The 17786-nt window shown below is 72.6% G+C and carries 16 protein-coding genes and 2 tRNA genes; 15 read left to right on the top strand and 3 right to left on the bottom strand.

Annotated features, from left to right (window positions below; translation table 11 throughout):
• Positions 1 to 65: 65 nt before the first annotated feature.
• The 7 genes from ABZ454_RS25755 (at position 66) to ABZ454_RS25725 (ending at position 6474) form a co-directional block, all read left to right on the top strand.
• Positions 66 to 1037 carry a phosphatase PAP2 family protein gene (locus ABZ454_RS25755; protein ID WP_356321302.1) on the top strand — a complete coding sequence of 324 codons (972 nt, stop codon included), beginning with the start codon at positions 66 to 68 and terminating at the stop codon, positions 1035 to 1037.
• Positions 943 to 2109, top strand: a complete 1167-nt coding sequence (locus ABZ454_RS25750) for a hypothetical protein (protein ID WP_356321304.1) — start codon at positions 943 to 945, stop codon at positions 2107 to 2109. Before ABZ454_RS25755 ends, ABZ454_RS25750 begins: the two co-directional genes overlap by 95 nt.
• Positions 2100 to 3707 carry a hypothetical protein gene (locus ABZ454_RS25745; protein WP_359541244.1) on the top strand — a complete coding sequence of 536 codons (1608 nt, stop codon included), beginning with the start codon at positions 2100 to 2102 and terminating at the stop codon, positions 3705 to 3707. The genes ABZ454_RS25750 and ABZ454_RS25745 overlap by 10 nt, the downstream gene beginning before the upstream one ends.
• On the top strand, positions 3704 to 5038 hold the full coding sequence (locus tag ABZ454_RS25740; RefSeq protein ID WP_359541243.1) for an AAA family ATPase: 1335 nt from the start codon (positions 3704 to 3706) through the stop codon (positions 5036 to 5038). Before ABZ454_RS25745 ends, ABZ454_RS25740 begins: the two co-directional genes overlap by 4 nt.
• A 142-nt stretch (positions 5039 to 5180) precedes the next feature.
• A complete protein-coding gene (locus ABZ454_RS25735) occupies positions 5181 to 5522 on the top strand; it encodes a hypothetical protein (RefSeq protein ID WP_356321310.1) in 342 nt (113 codons plus the stop codon).
• Positions 5523 to 5693: 171 nt separating this feature from the next.
• Positions 5694 to 6410, top strand: coding sequence for a bifunctional DNA primase/polymerase (locus ABZ454_RS25730; protein WP_359541242.1), 717 nt, complete (start codon positions 5694 to 5696; stop codon positions 6408 to 6410).
• Positions 6401 to 6474, top strand: a tRNA-Lys gene (locus tag ABZ454_RS25725). The genes ABZ454_RS25730 and ABZ454_RS25725 overlap by 10 nt, the downstream gene beginning before the upstream one ends.
• 54 nt (positions 6475 to 6528) lie before the next feature.
• On the opposite strand, the gene ABZ454_RS25720 is transcribed toward ABZ454_RS25725, so the two are convergent.
• Positions 6529 to 7743 (bottom strand): M6 family metalloprotease domain-containing protein, encoded by a 1215-nt coding sequence (locus ABZ454_RS25720; RefSeq protein WP_359541239.1) that lies wholly within the window; start codon positions 7741 to 7743, stop codon positions 6529 to 6531.
• A gap of 420 nt (positions 7744 to 8163) precedes the next feature.
• On the opposite strand from ABZ454_RS25720, the gene ABZ454_RS25715 reads away from it, so the two are divergent.
• The gene (locus ABZ454_RS25715) at positions 8164 to 10029 is read left to right on the top strand and encodes an EAL domain-containing protein (protein ID WP_359541237.1); all 1866 of its coding nucleotides are present in this window, start codon (positions 8164 to 8166) and stop codon (positions 10027 to 10029) included.
• 33 nt (positions 10030 to 10062) lie between these two features.
• Here ABZ454_RS25715 and ABZ454_RS25710 read toward each other — a convergent pair whose 3' ends face one another.
• Both ABZ454_RS25710 and ABZ454_RS25705 read right to left on the bottom strand, forming a co-directional pair.
• Positions 10063 to 11160 carry an LLM class flavin-dependent oxidoreductase gene (locus tag ABZ454_RS25710; RefSeq protein WP_359541236.1) on the bottom strand — a complete coding sequence of 366 codons (1098 nt, stop codon included), beginning with the start codon at positions 11158 to 11160 and terminating at the stop codon, positions 10063 to 10065.
• Between the two features lie 92 nt (positions 11161 to 11252).
• The gene (locus tag ABZ454_RS25705) at positions 11253 to 12032 is read right to left on the bottom strand and encodes a decarboxylase (protein ID WP_359541234.1); all 780 of its coding nucleotides are present in this window, start codon (positions 12030 to 12032) and stop codon (positions 11253 to 11255) included.
• A gap of 216 nt (positions 12033 to 12248) precedes the next feature.
• On the opposite strand from ABZ454_RS25705, the gene ABZ454_RS25700 reads away from it, so the two are divergent.
• The 7 genes from ABZ454_RS25700 (at position 12249) to ABZ454_RS25670 (ending at position 17710) form a co-directional block, all read left to right on the top strand.
• Positions 12249 to 13205 carry a D-2-hydroxyacid dehydrogenase gene (locus ABZ454_RS25700; protein ID WP_359541233.1) on the top strand — a complete coding sequence of 319 codons (957 nt, stop codon included), beginning with the start codon at positions 12249 to 12251 and terminating at the stop codon, positions 13203 to 13205.
• A gap of 259 nt (positions 13206 to 13464) precedes the next feature.
• Positions 13465 to 14367 carry an ectoine/hydroxyectoine ABC transporter substrate-binding protein EhuB gene (gene ehuB, locus ABZ454_RS25695; RefSeq protein WP_359541231.1) on the top strand — a complete coding sequence of 301 codons (903 nt, stop codon included), beginning with the start codon at positions 13465 to 13467 and terminating at the stop codon, positions 14365 to 14367.
• A gap of 19 nt (positions 14368 to 14386) precedes the next feature.
• Positions 14387 to 15121, top strand: coding sequence for an ectoine/hydroxyectoine ABC transporter permease subunit EhuC (gene ehuC, locus ABZ454_RS25690; RefSeq protein WP_359541228.1), 735 nt, complete (start codon positions 14387 to 14389; stop codon positions 15119 to 15121).
• Positions 15118 to 15762: an ectoine/hydroxyectoine ABC transporter permease subunit EhuD gene (gene ehuD / locus ABZ454_RS25685; protein WP_359541225.1), complete on the top strand. Its 645-nt coding sequence runs from the start codon at positions 15118 to 15120 to the stop codon at positions 15760 to 15762. Before ehuC ends, ehuD begins: the two co-directional genes overlap by 4 nt.
• On the top strand, positions 15752 to 16603 hold the full coding sequence (ehuA, locus tag ABZ454_RS25680; protein ID WP_359541222.1) for an ectoine/hydroxyectoine ABC transporter ATP-binding protein EhuA: 852 nt from the start codon (positions 15752 to 15754) through the stop codon (positions 16601 to 16603). The genes ehuD and ehuA overlap by 11 nt, the downstream gene beginning before the upstream one ends.
• Before the next feature lie 173 nt (positions 16604 to 16776).
• Entirely contained in the window at positions 16777 to 17535 is a 759-nt protein-coding gene (locus ABZ454_RS25675) for an IclR family transcriptional regulator C-terminal domain-containing protein (RefSeq protein ID WP_356321329.1), read from the top strand.
• 101 nt (positions 17536 to 17636) lie between these two features.
• Positions 17637 to 17710, top strand: a tRNA-Lys gene (locus ABZ454_RS25670).
• The last annotated feature ends 76 nt before the right edge of the window (positions 17711 to 17786 follow it).

Below are 17786 nucleotides of genomic sequence, written 5' to 3'. Positions count from 1 at the left end.
CGGTCCGCACCGTACGGTTGAACGCCCGCCGTCGGCCGCATGAACACACGATGGAGAACTTCCGGATGCCGCATGCCACCACCGCGCCCGTGCCGCGCCACCGGCCCCGCTGGTGGACCGAGCTCCCGCTCCTGGCCCTGGTGTACGCAGCCTACTCGGGCGGCAGACTCCTGGTCCGGGGCGACGTGTCCACCGCCGTGGACCACGGGCTGCGCATCCTGCATCTGGAGAAGGCCCTCTTCCTCAATGCCGAGCACCCGCTCAACCGGCTGTTCACCGCGCACCCTTCCCTGGGGATACCCGCCGACTTCGCGTACGCGTCCCTGCACTACCTGGTCACCCCGGCCGTCCTGATATGGATGTTCCGGCGGCATTCGGCCGCCTACCGCCAGGCCAGGACCTGGCTGATGACCTCCACGATGCTCGGCCTCGTCGGGTTCACGCTGATGCCGACCTGCCCGCCTCGGCTGCTGGCCGCCGGCCACGGCTTCGTCGACACGATGGCCCAGTACAGCTCGTACGGCTGGTGGGGCGCCGAGGCGAGCGCGCCGCGCGGCATGGGCGGCATGACCAACCAGTACGCGGCGATGCCGAGCCTGCACGTCGGCTGGGCGCTCTGGTGCGGCATCCTCCTCTGGCGCCACGCCAGGCACCCCCTCCTGCGGGCCGCGGGCATCGCCTACCCGCTGATCACCGTCATCGTGGTGATGGGCACCGCCAACCACTACTTCCTGGACGCCGTCGCGGGCGCCGCCGTCATGGGCGTCGGGGCACTGCTGGCCAAGCACGTCTCGCGCCTCTCCGACCGGGTCAAGCACGCGGTCCTGACCCGCTTCGCACGACTGTCCCCCGCCCTGAAGTCCCCGGATGTCAGTGCCGGATGCAAGACTTCCGCAGGTGAGCGAATCCCCGGCCAGCGGACCTCCTCCGCAGATCCCACCGATGCAGCAGCACCGGCCGGCCCGGCTGCCCCGGCCGACGTCCGGGCCTCCGCGGGAAGAACCGCGGGCGGTGACGCTGCGTCGGCGGCTCGCTGAGCTGAGGGGCCCGGCCGTCGCCCCCCGCCCGCTCGACGCCCGCGCGCTGGCCGCCCTGGCCGCCAACCCCGGCTGCAAGCGGCGCGCCCTGCTCGACGGGGCCGGGGTCGACAAGGGCGCGCTCGCCACCGCGCTCGGTTCACCGGCCGCCTTCGGCCAGTCCCAGTTCGCCTTCATGCGGGGCAACGCCTTCGAGGCCAGGGTCAAGGCCGACGGGGGCACGGAGCTGATGCGCCTGCTGCACGAGCGGTTCGGCGTCCCCGGCGAACCGCCGAGGGAGGTCCTGGTCCCCGATCTGACGGCCGCGGGCCCCGAGGGCCGCGCCGCCCGCACCGCGCTCGCCCTGCGCGAGGCGACCGGGTCGGGAGGCTGGGCCCTGCTCGACCACCCGATGCTGGCCCTGGAGGTGGCCGGGTCCCCGGCCTATCTGGAGCCGGACGCCGTGGTGGTCCACCCCGACGGCACCTGGACGGTCGTCGAGATCAAGTCGTTCCCCATGATCGACGGCTCCGCCGACGCGGCGAAGGTGGGCGCGGCCGCCCGCCAGTCCGCCGTGTACGTACTGGCGCTGGAGCGGGTCGCCGCGGTGACCGAGGGCGCGGAGGTCGGCCACCGGGTGCTGCTCGTCTGCCCCAAGGACTTCTCCAACCTGCCGACCGCTTCCGTCGTCGACGTGCGCAAGCAGCGCGCCGTCACCCGCCGGCAGCTGACCCGGCTCACCCGGATCGAGGACATCGCGGCGGCGCTGCCCGAGGGCACCACCTTCGACCCGGAACGCTCCCCCGAGGAACTGGACACCGCGGTGGAGTCCGTCACGGCGGCCTACGCACCGGAGTGCCTGGCCGCCTGCGAGCTCGCCTTCCACTGCCGGGCCAAGGCCCGCGCCGCCGGGGCGGTCGAGGCCCTCGGGCGGAGCGTGCGAGGGGAGCTCGGCGGGCTGACCACGGTCGCCGGGGTGCTCGCGGCGGCCGCCGGCAAGGAGGGCGATCCGGCGGACCCGACGGTCGCCGCCCTGCTCCGCGCGGCCGCGCTGCGCGCCGAGGCTCTGGAGGGTCGCACCGCATGTCGCTGATCGGCACCCTGGCCCGGCTGGAGGCCGTGGAGAGCGGCCGCGCCCAGCCGATGGCCACCGTCCGCCACCGCCACCTCGGCGACCGGCCGCTCGTGCTGGTGCCGCTCACCACCGCGGGCGAGGCCGGCGCCCCGCTCGGCGCGCTCGTCGGCACGGACCGCGACGCGCCCCGGCTGCTGGCCGTGGCCCAGCCGCGCGACCGGGACCTGCGGTTCGCGTTCCTCGCCGAACTGGCCGAGACGGTCCTGCCGTACATCGAGTCGTACGCCGACGTGGTCGAGCCCGCCGAGCGCAGCGAGACCGACCCCGGCACCGGCCGGAAGGTCAAGGTCGAGACCGAGCTCTGCACGGACGCGCCGCAGCTGATCGTGCCGAGCCGGGCGGGCGTCGAGTTCATCCGGCTGCTCGGCCGCTCCATGCGGTTCCGGCGCACCGCCGAGGACGACCCCGATACCCCGTATCCGGCGCCCGCCCGCGTCCCGCTGCTGGGCCGCTGGCTGACGCACTACGGCGAGCGGGCCCGGGTGCCGGGCTCCTCACTGCTGCTGGCCGGCACCGATCTCCTGAACCGGCACTGGGCGACCGGCCAGTCCTCCCTGGAGGACCAGCACCTGGGCGCCCTGCTCGCCTGGATCGACCCCCCGGCGGGCGAGTCCGGGGCCGAGGCCGCGCTCCGCGCCGAGCTGGCCAGGGACACCGGTGGTCAGCTGCTGTGCCCGCCGGCCGGCCCGGCCACCGACCCGGACTTCGACAACCGGCTGCTGGCCCCCGCGATCGAGAAGTACGACCGGGCACGCACCTCGCTGGCCGCCGCCGAGGACGGTCTGACGGCCGATGCCCGGCTCGCCGGACTGGCCGCGGCCGAGCGGGAGATCCGGGGGCTGCTGGCCGGTGTGCTGCGGCCGACCTGGGACGCGGTGTGGCGGGGCCTGGACCTGCTGCGGGAGCTGCCCGAGGGGGCGAGGGCCGAGGACCGCTGGACCCGCGACCGCTGGTCGTTCACCGGCCACCGCGACCGGGTGCGGGCCGGTGAGCCGCCGCAGCCGCGCCGGGACGACGCGGTGACGGCGGCCCGCAAGCTGGCCGCCCGGGAGACGGCGCAGGCGCAACTGGAGGCCCAGGAAGCGCTGGACGATCCGCTGGTGCTGGCGGGCCGGCGGCTGGCGGGCGAGGCGTTCCTCGGCGAGGTGACCGCGGTGGAGATGGCGTACAGCGAGTCCAAGCGTCCCTCGCCACGTCCGCTGGTCACGGTCCGCACGGCCGAGCAGCCGCATCTGGGGGAGCGCGTGAAGGTCTACCGCTCGCTGGACGGCAAGCCGCAGACCGCCGAGTTCGCGGGCTACGGCCCGGCGGAGGACGGCCCGGCGCCCTCGCTGGTGCTGCGGATCACCGACCGGATGGGCCGCGGCAAGGAGCCCGCCCCGGGTTCCGTGCCGGAACCCGGGGACGTCATCGCCTGGACGCTCTTCGAGCACGACCAGCGCGGCGGCCCGCAGCTGCCGGACCCCGAGGAGACGCCGTGGACCCACGGCGGCCCGCCGGGCGGCGCCGCCGCCGCCGAGCTCCCCGACCCCGTGACCACGGAGGACCTGCTGTGACGGCCGTATTCGACCCCGGCGCGGCGGCGGGCCTGGCCACCGCCCGGATCCTGGACGACACGGTGAACGGCACGGCCCGCGGCATCGTGGTGGACTCCCCGCCGGGTGCGGGTAAGTCGACCCTGGTGGTGCGCGCCGCGCTGGAGCTCGCCGCGGCCGGCCGGCCGCTGATGGTGGTCGCGCAGACGAACGCCCAGGTCGACGACCTGGTGGTCCGGCTCGCCGAGAAGGACCCCGCCCTGCCGGTCGGCCGGCTGCACAGCAACGACTCCGACCCGTACGACAAGGTGCTGGACGGGCTGGCCAACGTGCGGAAGTCGGCGAAGGCGGCGGATCTGGCGGGCCTGGACGTCGTCATCTCGACCGCGGCGAAGTGGGCCCATGTGAAGAACGTCGAGCCGTGGGGGCACGCGATCGTCGACGAGGCGTACCAGATGCGCTCGGACGCGCTGCTGGCCGTGGCCGGGCTCTTCGAACGGGCGCTGTTCGTCGGCGACCCGGGCCAGCTGGACCCGTTCTCGATCGTCGGCGCGGACCAGTGGGCGGGGCTGAGCTACGACCCGTCGGCCAGCGCGGTCACCACCCTGCTCGCGCACAACCCGGAGCTGCCGCAGCACCGGCTGCCGGTCTCCTGGCGGCTGCCCGCCTCGGCCGCGCCGCTCGTGTCGGACGCGTTCTACCCGTACACCCCGTTCCGCAGCGGTACGGACCACGGCGACCGGCGGCTGTCGTTCGGGGTCGCGTCCGACGGATCGGCGGCGGACCGGGTGCTGGACGAGGCGGCGGAGTCGGGCTGGGGTCTGCTGGAGCTCCCGGCCCGGCACACCCCGCGCACCGACCCGGAGGCGGTACGGGCCGTGGCCCTGGTGGTGCGCCGGCTGCTGGACCGGGGCGGCGCGGCGACCAGTGAGCGCTCCCCGGACCCGGCGCCGGTGACGGCGGACCGGGTCGCGGTCGGCACGGCCCATCGCGACCAGGCGGCCGCGGTGCGGGCGGCGCTCGCCGAGCTCGGGGTCATGGGCGTGGCGGTGGACACCGCGAACCGGCTCCAGGGGCGTGAGTTCGACGTGACGGTGGTCCTGCACCCGCTGTCCGGCCGCCCGGACGCCACCGCGTTCCATCTGGAGACGGGCCGGCTGTGCGTGCTGGCCTCCCGGCACCGCCACGCCTGCGTCGTGGTGTGCCGCGAGGGGGTGGCGGATCTGCTGGACGAGCACCCGTCGACGGAGCCGGTCCAGCTGGGTGTCACGGTGAAGTTCCCGGACGGCTGGGAGGCGAATCACGCGGTGCTGGCGCACCTGGCGGAACACCGGGTGCGCTGGGGACGTTGACGGCGGGGGCGCGTGGGGGCACGACGGATCGGAAGCGGGCCTGCGCACGCCCCCTGGACTTCGCGGACACGGCCAGGCGCCCTTGCGGCGGGCTGGACAATGGAGGGTGGCCGTCGGGCCCCACCGGAGGAGGACGAAGCACATGGCACAACCCGAGCGGAACGAGCAGCAGCGGCTGCGCCCCGCACCCCTGCTCTTCGAGCCGTCGGCGGCCGTCGCCGATCCTGAGCACTTCTTCGACCTGGAGTCGATGGACGATCCGAAGGAGCTGCTGGGCCGCGCCACCGAGCTGACGCTGGCCTTCCGCGCCGCGACGGACCGGGCGGTCGAGTTCCAGGCGATCGCGGCGGCGCAGCTGGCGGATCCGCGCCGGTTCGACCGGCTGACGACCGCGGACATCGCGCGGCGGGCGGAGTGGACCGAGGACTACGCGGTGAAGATGGTGGAGTTCGGCCGCAGCCTGCTGAACGACCCGAGATCCTGACGCCGGCGGTCTCCGTGCGCGCCTCCCGCCGGCGGCCACCGGCCTGGCGGTGACTCCGGGTACGACCATTGGCATATGCCAGGTGCGCAAGATACTCCTTCCCACCCCGGCCCGTCCCGATTTCCGGCAACTCTCGGAATCCGGTTGATCACTCCGGGTAGACCTGTGCATATGACCGCATGGCTGCCAGACGAGACGACCCTGCTTCACGGCGACGGAACCCACCACGCCGGTGAGGACGCCGACATCCTCACCGTCCTGCGTGAGCGGGCCGGGCATCAGACGGCCCAGGTGACCGCGGCCGGCGCGGCCTGGCTGGCCGGGGCCACGGCGTACCCGCGCAGCACTCTGGCCCAGTGGGAGTCGCACCCCGGCGCGCCCGGGGTCCTGCCGTGCGGTTCCGCCTTCGACGTGGTGAACGTGCCCACGCTCTTCGGGCGCCGGATGCTGGAGCATCTGTGGGCCGACGGTCCCGGCTCCGGCCCGGTCGCCACGCACCGCGGCCGGATGCTGCTGTTCGCCTCCCCCGGCACCGCCCAGCGACTGCCCTCGCTGCTGGACTGGGAGGAGTGGGGGTCCGGCCCGGGGTCCCGGGCCGCCCGGAACCCGCTGGGGACGGACGGCAGCGGCCCCAAGGTGCCCCCACTGCTCTGTCACGGCGCCGGGGACGCGGTGACGGTCCCGCCGCTGACCTGCGATCCGACGGCTTCGGGGCCCCGCTGGGTGGTCGCCCCCGACACCCGCAGCCCCTGGCTCCCGGGGCCGGACGTCCTGCTCTGGGCCTGTGTCCGGGTCGCCCGTTCGGTACCCGCTCAGGCGCCCCGGATTTCGATTTTTCCTCCTGCGGACCAGGGTGCTAATGTCTACGACGTCAGCAGGCGCCGCTAGCTCAGTTGGTTAGAGCAGCTGACTCTTAATCAGCGGGTCCGGGGTTCGAGTCCCTGGCGGCGCACAGACGGAAGAAGCCCCCTCGCGAGAGCGAGGGGGCTTCTTCGTCGTTGTGGTCTCACGTCCCCGTGGTGATCCGGACCGTCCACGCGCCCGACGGTGTCCGGTCGGCGACCTCGATCGTGGTGTGGCCGCCGGGGATGGAGTACGTCTCACCGACCCTCAGCGGGGCGTCCGCGAGCGGCGGGTAGACGGAGCGGTCCCAGCAGGCGTCGGTGTCGGGGTGGGTGTCGAGGACGTCGACGGGTCCGCCGCCCGACGGCGTCCCGTTGCGGACGCGGTAGAGCAGCACGCCCTCGGTGCAGGTGGCGGCGTCGTTGCCGGTGGCGCCGCGGGCCTCGACGGCCACGGCGCTGCCCTCGCCGGTCCTGATCACGGCGAGCCGGGTCCCGAGGGACGCGCCGGGCACGGGTACGGCCGCCATCGGCTCCAGGGTGACGTCCCGGTCGCTCTGGATGCAGGTCACCTGCCGGTCGTCGAGCCAGCCCAGCTTCCACTTGTGCCAGCCGAAGAGGTCCGGAGCGAGGCCGAACTGGCTGCCCATGACGTCCCAGTCGCCGACGTAGGTGTCCCAGTCCCCCGTGCCGTCCGAGGGCCGGTGGTAGAGGTCGGCCAGGTCGAAGACGTGTCCGGTCTCGTGGGCGAGGACGTTGTGGTCGGGCGGGTGCTGTTCGAAGACGGTGACGACGCGCTTGATGTCCGTACCGTCGGCGTGCAGGGGCCGGTCGAAGTTGACGACCTTGGTGGCGTCGGAGTCGACGCCCGGGGCGTCCGGGTCGGCGACGAGGTAGACGATGTCGTACTTGGAGAAGTCGACCTCGGGGTCGGCCGCGTCGATCGCGTCGCGCAGGTAGGCGCTGCGCCGGCCGTCGTCCCAGTCGCGCTGTATCCCGTACCAGGACGACGCCTTGGGCATCTTGAGCCAGTGCCGCTGGGGATGCGGGCGCAGGGTGAACTTCCCGTACGAGGCGCGCTGGAAGAACCGGCTGGTGGCGGGGAAGTGGTCGGCGACGAGTTCGGCGGGGGTGGTGAGGGGCCGGGCGTCGGGGAACGAGAGGAAGACCATGACCGCGTCGAGGGGGTGGTCGGGGCGCGGATAGGCGCCGTTCCAGTCGTCCAGGCCGAGCGAGTGGTGGACATCGGTGCGCGGGAGCGCGCAGGGGCCCGCCTCGCCGGTGGCGGCGACGGCGGGGCCGGCGACGAGGGAGGTGGCGGCGAGCGCCAGGAGCGAGATCAGCCCGGCCGCCAGCGCGCGCGGACTCGGTCTCTCCATCCCTCCGGGCCCTTGCTGACGCGGCACATGTACCTCCGGTGCGGGGTGCGGGCTCCAGGACCCTCCTGACCACCTTGGGGCGCTCGGGGAGGTACGTCCTGTTGAGCTGCCCCAGTCGGGTCAGCGGACGAATGGGCGGAGCATGCTGCACGGACAGTCACAATCGATCACCGATACAACGGGAGAGAGCAGAGCCGCGCAGAAACAATCAGTCACGGGCAAACCGGATCACCCGGCGAATGGCTCAAGTGCACCGGACGCGGGGTCCACAACGGTCGGGGCGCTGGAACGGCCGAGGTGCCAGCCTCTATGCTTCACCTCGCATTCCTGCGCGGTTTCCGCCTCTGACAACGGCGCACCACGCGGCGGGCCAGTCCGACCAGAGGTCTCCGGGACAGAACTGCACGGCGGGAGCGAACGGTGAGCGGAACCTCCGAAGGGCCCAGGCCCGCGGCAGGCACAGCGCCCTCTTCCCCACCACCCGTACTCACGGAGCGTGACGACACGTGGCCCCTCGCCGGGCCGTCCCGCGAGCCGCACGACTACCGGGCCGCGTTCCGCGCCGCCACGCTTCCGATGGCCGTCGTCGACCACGAGGGCCTGATCGTCACCGCCAACGAGGCACTGGCGGCGCTGGCGGGGGTCGGTGCGGCGGCGTTGACCGCCCAGTCCGCATCCGATCTGGTCGACCTCGCCTCCGACGGCCGCACCTGGCACGCGTACCGCGAGGTGCTCCACGGCCGGCGCACCCGCTTCCGCTGCACCCGGCGGCTCAAGCACCCCGACGGGCGCTCGCTGTGGGCGGAGATCACCGTCGTCCCGATGGCCGAGGCCCCGGGGCAGGGAGCGGGGGCCGCGCCCGGGCAGGTCCTGCTCTCCGTCGCCGACGTCAGCGACCGGCGTGAGCTCCAGAAGCGGCTGCGCCACCTCCAGATGCACGACCCGGTGACCCGGCTGCCCAACCGGACGCTGTTCTTCGAGCGGCTCTCGGCGGTCCTGGAGGCCACGCCGTACCAGGACGACAGCATGCCCGGACGGGGCCGGATCGGGCTCTGCTACCTCGATCTGGACGGCTTCAAGGCCGTCAACGACACTCTGGGCCACCGGATCGGCGACCGGCTGCTGGCCGCCGTGGCCGGCCGGCTCACGGACTGCGCCGAGCGGGAGGGCCCGCATCCCGGCGGCGCCCATCTGGTGGCGCGCCTGGGCGGGGACGAGTTCGCGATCCTCGTCGAGGAGTCGACCGGTACGCGGCAGCTGACCGACCTCGCCCGCACGGTGCTCGCCGCGTTGCAGCAGCCCTTCGACCTGGCCGGTCAGCGGCTCTCGGTCTCGGCGTCGATCGGCGTGGTGGAGCGGCCCGTCGCGGGCACGTCGGCCACGGGCCTGATGCAGGCCGCCGACACGACGCTGTACTGGGCGAAGGCGGACGGCAAGGCCCGCTGGACCCTCTTCGACCCCGAGCGCAATGCCCACCGGATGACCCGGCAGGCCCTGTCGTCCAACCTCCGCCCGGCCGTCGAGCGCGGTGAGTTCACCATCGAGTACCAGCCGCTTGTGTGCATGGCCGACGGTGTCGTACGGGGGGTGGAGGCGCTGGTGCGCTGGAACCACCCGCAGTTCGGCATGCTCTCACCGAACCGGTTCGTCGCGATCGCCGAGGAGGACGGCTCGATCGTGCAGCTCGGCCGGTGGGTGCTGCGGTCGGCCTGCCGGCAGGCCCGCCGGTGGCAGCTCGACCACCCGGACGAGCCGCCGCTGTTCATCAGCGTCAACGTCGCCGTACGGCAGGTCTGGGACTCCGACCTGGTCACGGATGTCGCGGAGATCCTGACGGAGACCGGTCTGGACCCGGCGCTGCTGCAACTGGAGCTGACCGAGTCCGCGGTGATGGGATCGGCGGGCCGGCCGCTGCAGGCCCTGCAGTCGCTCAGCGACATGGGCGTGCGGATCGCCATCGACGACTTCGGCACCGGCTACTCCAACCTCGCCTATCTGAGCCGTCTGCCGGTCTCCGTGCTGAAGCTGGACGGCGCGTTCGTCCGCGGTTTCCGCTACGAGGACGGCACGCACCCCAGCCCCGCCGACGAGACGATCGTCGAGGCCATGGTCCAGCTGGCGCACCGCCTGGGCCTGACCGTCACCGCGGAGTGCGTGGAGACGGCCGGCCAGGCGGAGCGGCTGCGCCGGATCGGCTGCGACACGGGGCAGGGCTGGCTGTACTCGCGCGCCGTCGCCCCGGAACGCATCGCGGAGCTGCTCGGCGCCCGGGCCCTGAAGGCCTGAGCGGCCCCCCGGTCCCCGGGCCCCTCGGGCCCGTCAGGCCCCCGGCAGACCGTACGCGTCCGCGATGAGGCCGTAGCTGCGCAGCCGGGCCTCGCCGCCGTGGGCGTTGGCGGTGATCATCAGCTCGTCGGCGCCGGTGCGCTTGGCCAGGTCGTCGAGACCGGTGCGGACCTCGTCCGGGGTGCCGTGGACGATGTTGACGAGCCAGCTGTCGACGAATTCCCGCTCCATCGGGCTGAAGGCGTACGCCTCCGCCTCCTCCGGCGTCGGGACCAGACCGGGGCGGCCCGAGCGCAGGCGGAGCATCGACAGGGCGCCGGTCAGCACCTGGCGGCGGGCCTCGCGCTCGTCGTCGGCGGCCAGGGCGGCGACGCCGATCAGGGCGTACGGGGCGTCCAGCACCGCGGACGGCTTGAAGGACTCGCGGTACAGCTCCAGGGCCGGAATGGTGTTCTGGGCCGAGAAGTGGTGGGCGAAGGCGAAGGGCAGGCCGAGCATGCCGGCCAGCCGGGCGCTGAAGCCGGAGGAGCCGAGCAGCCACAGCGGCGGGCGGCCCGGGGACTGGACGCCGCCCTCGGAGGTGGCCTGGACGGGGCCGGGGACCGCGTGGATGCGGGCGTAGGGGTGGCCGTCGGGGAAGTCGTCGTCCAGGAAGCGCGTCAGCTCCATGAGCTGCTGCGGGAAGTCGTCCGCGCCCTCGTTCAGCCGGTCGGTGCGGCGCAGCGCGGCGGCGGTGGCGCCGTCCGTGCCGGGGGCACGGCCGAGGCCGAGGTCGATGCGGCCGGGGGCCATGGCCTCCAGGGTGCCGAACTGTTCGGCGATGACGAGCGGGGCGTGGTTGGGCAGCATGACGCCGCCGGAGCCGAGCCGGATGCGCTCGGTGCGGGCGGCGGTGTGGGCCAGGATGACGGCCGGCGAGGACGAGGCGACGCCGGGCATGGAGTGGTGCTCGGCGACCCAGTAGCGGTGGAAGCCTCGGCGTTCGGCGAGCTGTGCGATCTCCACACCGGTGCGCAGGGCCTGGGTCGCGGTGCGGCCCTGGCCCACGGTCACCAGGTCGAGCACCGACAGGGGCACGGGAGCCGTGCCCTCCGCCTTGCCACGGATCTCGTCGCCTCGAATCTCGTCCACGTCCTGACCTCTCCGGTGGTGCTCGTGATGTCCTTCGGTCCGCAGCACACAACAGGAGGTTGACTCCGTTTATTCCGGACGGGGGTTCTCCCTCAGCGCCGCTTGCCGTGCGCGTAGGCCCGGCCGCTCCCCCACTCCACCGGAGCCGGCGGTGCTTCGCGGGCCTCGAAGAGCGTGCCGAGCCGGGGCGCCCAGGCCGGGCGGTCGGCCAGCCGCAGGGCTTCCCGGACGGCCACCTGGTTCGCGGTGAGGACGGGTTTGCCGAGGAACTCCTCCAGTTCGACGAGGTGGCCGACCGTGTGCAGGGCCGTGTCCGGCAGCAGGACGGCGTCCGCGTCGGGGCGGTCGGCCGCGGCGGCCAGTTCCTTCACCCGGTCGACCTCCCAGGCCGCGGCCTCACCGGCGCCGGCCGCACCGGCCGCCTGGGTGGCGACCACCTCCACACCGGCGGCCCCGAGGAACGCGGTGAAGCGGGCGGCGATGTCCTCGGGATAGGTCGCGGCGACCGCGACCCGGGCGGCGCCCAGCTTCCGGACGGCGTGGACGAATCCGATGGAGGTGCTGGAGGCGGGCACGCCCGCCGCCCTGGCCACGGCCATCACCTGGTCGTGGGCGCCCTCGGGGCCGTACAGGAAGCTGCCGCCGTCGCACGCCCAGACGACGGACTGGACGCCGGAGCGCTGGAGCTCCTCGACGCCGGCGGCGAGCCGGCCGGGGTCGCCGAGCTCGCGCAGGGCGTCCTCGCGGTAGGCGTCGTCGGGGCTCTCGGTGTGGCGGACGACGAGTCTGATGGTGCTGTCGAGCAGGATCTCCATGCGCGGGTAGTCGTCCTCCGCGAAGTGGCCCGGGTAGAGGAATCCGACGGTCGTCATGTCCACCCTTCCTGTCCTGTACCGCTGCCTGTCCGGTGCGGCACACCGGCCGCGGCCCGACGGCCCGCGGCACTGACCGGTTTCCCCGGTTCTCTTCCAGTATTCCCCCATCCGCCCCGGCCACCGCCCGGCGTGTTGACGGGGTGGGGCGCGGCTGCGAGCGTGGGGCGTCCGCCGCCCCAGCCGACCCCAGGCCGACCCGGAGGAAACGCCCCCATGCCGGAGCCCGTCCTGCTCGTCCTGGACGCCGATCCGCCGCCGCGCCTCGGCGCGCTGACCGGGCGGGTGCGGGTCCGGCACACCGACGCCGCCGGCCTGGCCGGAGCGCTTCCCGATGCGGACGTCCTGCTGGTCTGGGACTTCACCTCGGACGCGGTACGGGCCGCCTGGCCCGGCGGCGGGCCGCGCCCCGCCTGGGTGCACACGGCGAGCGCGGGCGTGGACCGGCTGCTCTGCCCGGAGCTGGTGGCGAGCGACACCGTGCTGACCAACGCGCGGGGCGTCTTCGAACAGCCGATGTCCGAGTACGTGGCGGGCCTGGTGCTGGCGTTCGCCAAGGACCTCCCCGCCACCCTGGAGCTCCAGCGGCGCCGCCGGTGGCACCACCGCGAGACCGCCCGGGTCGCGGGGTCGCGTGCGGTCGTCGTCGGCGCCGGTCCGGTCGGGCGGGAGATCACCCGGCTGCTGATGGCGCTCGGCGTCGAGGTGGCGCTCGTGGGGCGCACGGCCCGGCGCACGATTCACGGCGCCGGGGATCTGGACCGGCTGGCCGCCCGGGCTGACTGGGTGATCTGCGCGGCGCCGCTGACCCCGCGGACGCGCGGGATGTTCGACAGCCGGTTCTTCGGGCTGATGCAGCCCTCGGCCCGGTTCATCAACGTGGGGCGCGGCCCGATGGTGGTCGAGGACGATCTCGTCGGCGCGTTGCGCAAGCGGTGGATCGCGGGAGCGGCGCTGGACGTGTTCGAGCGGGAACCGCTCGGCCCGGACAGCCCGTTGTGGGATGCCCCCGGTCTGATCGTGTCGCCGCACATGAGCGGTGACGCGGCGGGCTGGCGGGACCGGCTGGGCGAGCAGTTCGTCGAAATGTACGAACGGTGGTCGGCCGGGGAGCCGTTGCCCAACGTGGTGGACAAACGGCTCGGCTACATCCCCGGCGCGGACAAGGACTAGCGACCCCGACCGGGGCCGTTTCCGGACCACTTCATCACCCCGAGGCGGGCATCTTTCCCTAATGCCCCGTCAAGCTCCTTATCGCCCACCGTCCTACGCCCCGCACGCGACCGGTCACACTCCGCCCCCACCGGGACACGGGAGGGTCACCCTCCGGCCACCGTTCGGTTACATGAAACCCCTTCCTGCATAGACGTACGGGAGCGGGCAGGCGTCAACCCTGTCCGGACTGTTCGAATACCCCAGGAGACCGCGAACCATGGCTGACTTCCCTCACCTGTCCCGCCGAGGCTTTCTCAACCGATCGGCAGCCGTGGGCGGTCTGCTCGTCGTCCCCGGCCTCCTCACCGCGTGCAGCAAGACCGGCGCCGACTCGGCGGACGGCGAAGGCGCGCTCGACAAGCTCCGCAAGCAGGGATTCGTCCGGGTCGCGTACGCGGACGAGGCCCCGTACGGCTACATGGAGGGCAAGGAGCTCAAGGGCGAGGCGCCCACCCTGCACCGCGAGATCTTCAAGGCGCTGGGGGTGGACGAGCTGCGCCCCACCCTCTCCGAGTGGGACGGACTGATCCCCGGCCTGCAGGCGAGCAAGTACGACGTGGTCAGCGCCGGTATGGCGATCACCCCCGAGCGCTGCGCCAACGCCCTCTTCTCGGAGCCTGAGTTCATCTCGCCGACCGCGCTGATGGTGAAGAAGGGCAACCCGAGGAAGGTGACCGACCTGGCGTCCGCGAAGGCCGCCGGGATCACCGTCGGCGTGATGGCGGGTGCGGTCGAGGGCTCGTACGCCGAGGGCGCCGGAATCGCCAAGGACAAGATCAAGTCGCTGCAGAAGCCGCAGGACGGCGCGGACGCGGTCAAGGGCGGCCGGGTCGACGCGTTCCTGCTGACCGGCATCTCGCTGCGCTGGCTGGCGAAGAACAACCCGGAGACCGAGGTGACCGAGGCCTTCCTGCCGGAGCTCGACGGGGTGAAGCAGTACAGCCCGGGCGGCGCCGTCTTCCGCAAGGGCAACGAGGAACTGCGGGACGCGTTCAACCGCGAGCTGAAGAAGATCGTCTCCGACCGGTCGCGCTACGTGGAGCTGCTCCGGGACTACGGCTTCGGGGCCACCGAACTGCCGCCCGCCACCCTGAAGACGGCCGATCTGTGCAAGGGCTGACAGGAACGGTACCCACCGCATGAGTGATTTCTTCTCCGCCTTCGCCGACGATCTGCCCCAACTGCGCTCGGGCCTGTGGGTGACCCTGGAGGCCACCGTCCTGGGCGCGCTGCTGGCCCTGTTCCTGTCGTTCGTCCTCGGCCTGATGTCGGTCAGCCGCCTGCTGGTGTCGCGGGGCGTCTCGCGCGTGGTCGTGGAGTTCTTCCGCGGCACCTCGCTGTACGTCCAGCTGTTCTGGCTCTACTACGCGATGCCGCCGCTCACGGGCTACGAACTGACGCCCCTGCTCTGCGGTGTCCTCGCCTTCGGCCTCAACTACGGCGCGTACGGGGCCGAGGTGGTGCGCGGGGCGATCAACTCCGTACCGCGGGCCCAGTACGAGGCGGCGGTCGCCCTGAACATGACGCCCCTGCACCGGATGCGCAAGGTGATCCTTCCGCAGGCGTGGGCGCAGATGATCCCGTCCTTCACCAACCTGCTGATCCAGCTGCTGAAGTGCACGCCCCTGCTGTGGCTGATCTCGGCGGCCGACCTCATGACCGCGATCGAGAAGCTGCGCAGCCGTACGGGTGAGACCCTCACCGCGTACGTGACCCTGCTCGTCTGCTACTTCGTACTGGCCTACGCGCTGACCCTGCTGATGAACCTGCTGGAGCGGTCCGCCAAACGGCGGCTCGGTCTGGCGACCGGCGGAAGAAGCCTGCTGAAGTCGCGCAGCGCCGTGACCGCCCCCTCCGCCGGAGGTGCCCGGTGAACGAGGGATTCGACTGGAACGCCGCGGGCGACGCGCTGCCGCTGCTTCTGCGGGGATTCGAGGTCACGCTGCTGGCCACCGTGCTCGGCACGCTCGTCGCCGCGGTGCTCGGGCTGGCGATCGCCGTCGCCGGACGGGCCCCGACCCGCTTCGTGACCGTGCCGGTGAGGGTGGTGACGGAGTTCGTCCGCTCCACCCCGCTGCTGGTCCAGCTGGTCGGCGCCGCGGCGCTGTTCACCTCGGTCGAGCCGCTGACCATCGGCATCGCCGTGCTGGGCGTCCACTACGCCGCGTACACCTCCGAGGTCTACCGCGCCGGCATCGACGGCGTGCCGAAGGGCCAGTGGGAGGCCTGCCGGGCCCTGTCGCTGCCGGCCCGGCGGACCTGGACCGCCGTGATCCTGCCGCAGGCGGTGCGCAACGTACTGCCCGCGCTCGGGAACTACGCGATCTCGATGTTCAAGGAGACCCCGTTCCTCGCCGTGATCACGGTGCAGGAGATGGTCTTCGAAGCCCGTAAGTACGGGGGCGACCACTTCGCGTACACCGAGGTGTTCACACTCGCCGGACTGGTCTACCTGGTCGCGAGCTACCCCACCTCGCTGCTGATGAGAAAGCTGGAGAAGCGCCTTGGCCACTGAACCTCTCCCCCTGCAGAAGACCCCGGCCACGGCCTCCCAGGACGCCGTCGCGGTCCCCGCCCCCCAGGGCGCCGGACACCCCCTCGTCCGCTTCGACAAGGTCGTCAAGCGGTACGGGGACCACGTCGTCCTCGACCAGCTGGACTTCACGGTCGAGCGCGGCGAGCACGTCACCCTGATCGGGCCGAGCGGCTCGGGCAAGACCACGATCCTGCGGCTGCTGATGACGCTGGAGAAGGTCAGCGACGGCGTGATCCGGGTCAACGGCGACCCCGTGTCGCACATGGCCGCGCCGGACGGCTCGCTGAAGCCCGCCTCCGAGAAGCACCTGCGCGAGGCGCGGAAGCGGATCGGCATGGTCTTCCAGCAGTTCAACCTCTTCCCGAACATGAAGGTGCTGCAGAACATCACCGAGGCCCCCGTCCACGTCCTCGGCATGGACCGCGACAAGGCGGAGAGCCGGGCCCGGGAGCTCCTGGACCTCGTGGGCCTGTCCGGGAAGACCGACGCGCACCCCTCGCAGCTGTCCGGCGGTCAGCAGCAGCGGGTCGCGATCGCGCGGGCGCTGGCGATGGAGCCGGAGATCCTGCTCCTGGACGAGGTGACGTCCGCGCTCGACCCGGAGCTCGTGGCGGGCGTGCTGGAACTGCTGGGCGACATCGCCAGGAACACCGACATCACCATGCTGTGCGTGACCCACGAGATGAATTTCGCCCGGGACGTGTCGGAGAAGGTACTGATGTTCGACGCGGGGCGGGTCGTGGAGTCGGGTTCGCCGGAAAAAATCTTCTCGGATCCCGAACACGAACGTACTCGCGAATTCCTCAACGCGGTGCTGTGACCTCGGCATCCGTGGATCGCCATTGACTCTGGCACATGCCGGACGGGTGCGCCCCAGCTGACAGCGCCGAGGCGCACCAGCCAGTAGCCAACAGCCGCCCCTGAACGGCCCCTTGGCGGCTATCGTGGTGCCACAGCGAACAGCTTGCGGTCACAACCTGGTAGGGGGAAACCGTGGCGTTGAAGCCCGAACCGACCGCGCCGTTCCATTCGGTGCAGTACGCCCTTCGTGTTCTCGAAACGGTCTCCAAGCACGGCAACGGCGTGACGGACACCCAGATCGCCCGGGAGACGGGACTGCCCCTCGGGCACCTCGCCTCCCTGCTGCTGACGCTGCGCCGCGAGGGGTACGTCGAGCAGATCACCGACGGCGCGTACGTCATCGGCGCCTCGCTGCTGCTCCTCGGCTCGGGCGCGGCCCGCCGGCAGGCCCTGGAGGCCAGACTCCAGCAGACACTGGCCCAGCTGCGGGACTCGGTGGGTGCGGCGGTCTACATCAGCCGGTACGTGGACGGCGAGATCCGGGTTACCCAGTTCGCCGACGGTCCGCAGACGCCCGCGGTCAACGAGTGGGTGGACTTCCGGTCGGCGGCGCACGCCTCGGCGATCGGCAAGTGCCTGCTGACCCAGCTCGACCAGAACGGGCGGCGCGACCACATCTCGCGGCACAAGACCGCCCGGCTGACGTCGCGGACGATCACGAGCGAGAAGGTCCTCTTCTCCAAGCTGGACAGCCAGCCGGCGACGGTCCCGGTGCTCGACCTCCAGGAGTACGCGGTCGGCACGGTGTGCGCCGCGGTGCCGCTGACGGCGGGAGCGGCGGCGGGATGCCTGGCCCTGTCGCTGCCGGTCGAGGACGCGCACCGGCTGCGCGCGGCGGCGGACGCGCTGAACCGGCGCGCGGCGCCGGTGCTGCTGTCGCTGGCCCTGTAGGCCGGCAGGCCTGTTCCGGCCTCCGCGGGCCTTGCCCGCGGGGGTCCGCGGCGCGTGTCATCAGCACCCCCCGGGACCAGGTATTATTTTCGTGTCAGCAGGCGCCGCTAGCTCAGTTGGTTAGAGCAGCTGACTCTTAATCAGCGGGTCCGGGGTTCGAGTCCCTGGCGGCGCACAGACAACACACGAGGCGGTCTCCGTTCAACGGGGACCGCCTCGTGTGTTGTGTGCTGCCCGCGCTGATGTACAAA

This window comes from Streptomyces sp. NPDC005803, assembly GCF_040630435.1.
GTDB lineage: Bacteria > Actinomycetota > Actinomycetes > Streptomycetales > Streptomycetaceae > Streptomyces.
This window is presented reverse-complemented; position numbering and strand designations above follow the sequence as displayed.

Bases quoted from the DNA above. Each gene is read 5' to 3' on its own strand.
- ABZ454_RS25755 (WP_356321302.1), top strand. From the start codon at position 66: ATGCCGCATGCCACCACCGCGCCCGTGCCGCGCCACCGGCCCCGCTGG.
- ABZ454_RS25750 (WP_356321304.1), top strand. From the start codon at position 943: ATGCAGCAGCACCGGCCGGCCCGGCTGCCCCGGCCGACGTCCGGGCCT.
- ABZ454_RS25745 (WP_359541244.1), top strand. From the start codon at position 2,100: ATGTCGCTGATCGGCACCCTGGCCCGGCTGGAGGCCGTGGAGAGCGGC.
- ABZ454_RS25735 (WP_356321310.1), top strand. From the start codon at position 5,181: ATGGCACAACCCGAGCGGAACGAGCAGCAGCGGCTGCGCCCCGCACCC.
- ABZ454_RS25730 (WP_359541242.1), top strand. From the start codon at position 5,694: ATGACCGCATGGCTGCCAGACGAGACGACCCTGCTTCACGGCGACGGA.
- ABZ454_RS25720 (WP_359541239.1), bottom strand. From the start codon at position 7,743: ATGGAGAGACCGAGTCCGCGCGCGCTGGCGGCCGGGCTGATCTCGCTC.
- ABZ454_RS25705 (WP_359541234.1), bottom strand. From the start codon at position 12,032: ATGACGACCGTCGGATTCCTCTACCCGGGCCACTTCGCGGAGGACGAC.
- ABZ454_RS25700 (WP_359541233.1), top strand. From the start codon at position 12,249: ATGCCGGAGCCCGTCCTGCTCGTCCTGGACGCCGATCCGCCGCCGCGC.
- ehuB (WP_359541231.1), top strand. From the start codon at position 13,465: ATGGCTGACTTCCCTCACCTGTCCCGCCGAGGCTTTCTCAACCGATCG.
- ehuC (WP_359541228.1), top strand. From the start codon at position 14,387: ATGAGTGATTTCTTCTCCGCCTTCGCCGACGATCTGCCCCAACTGCGC.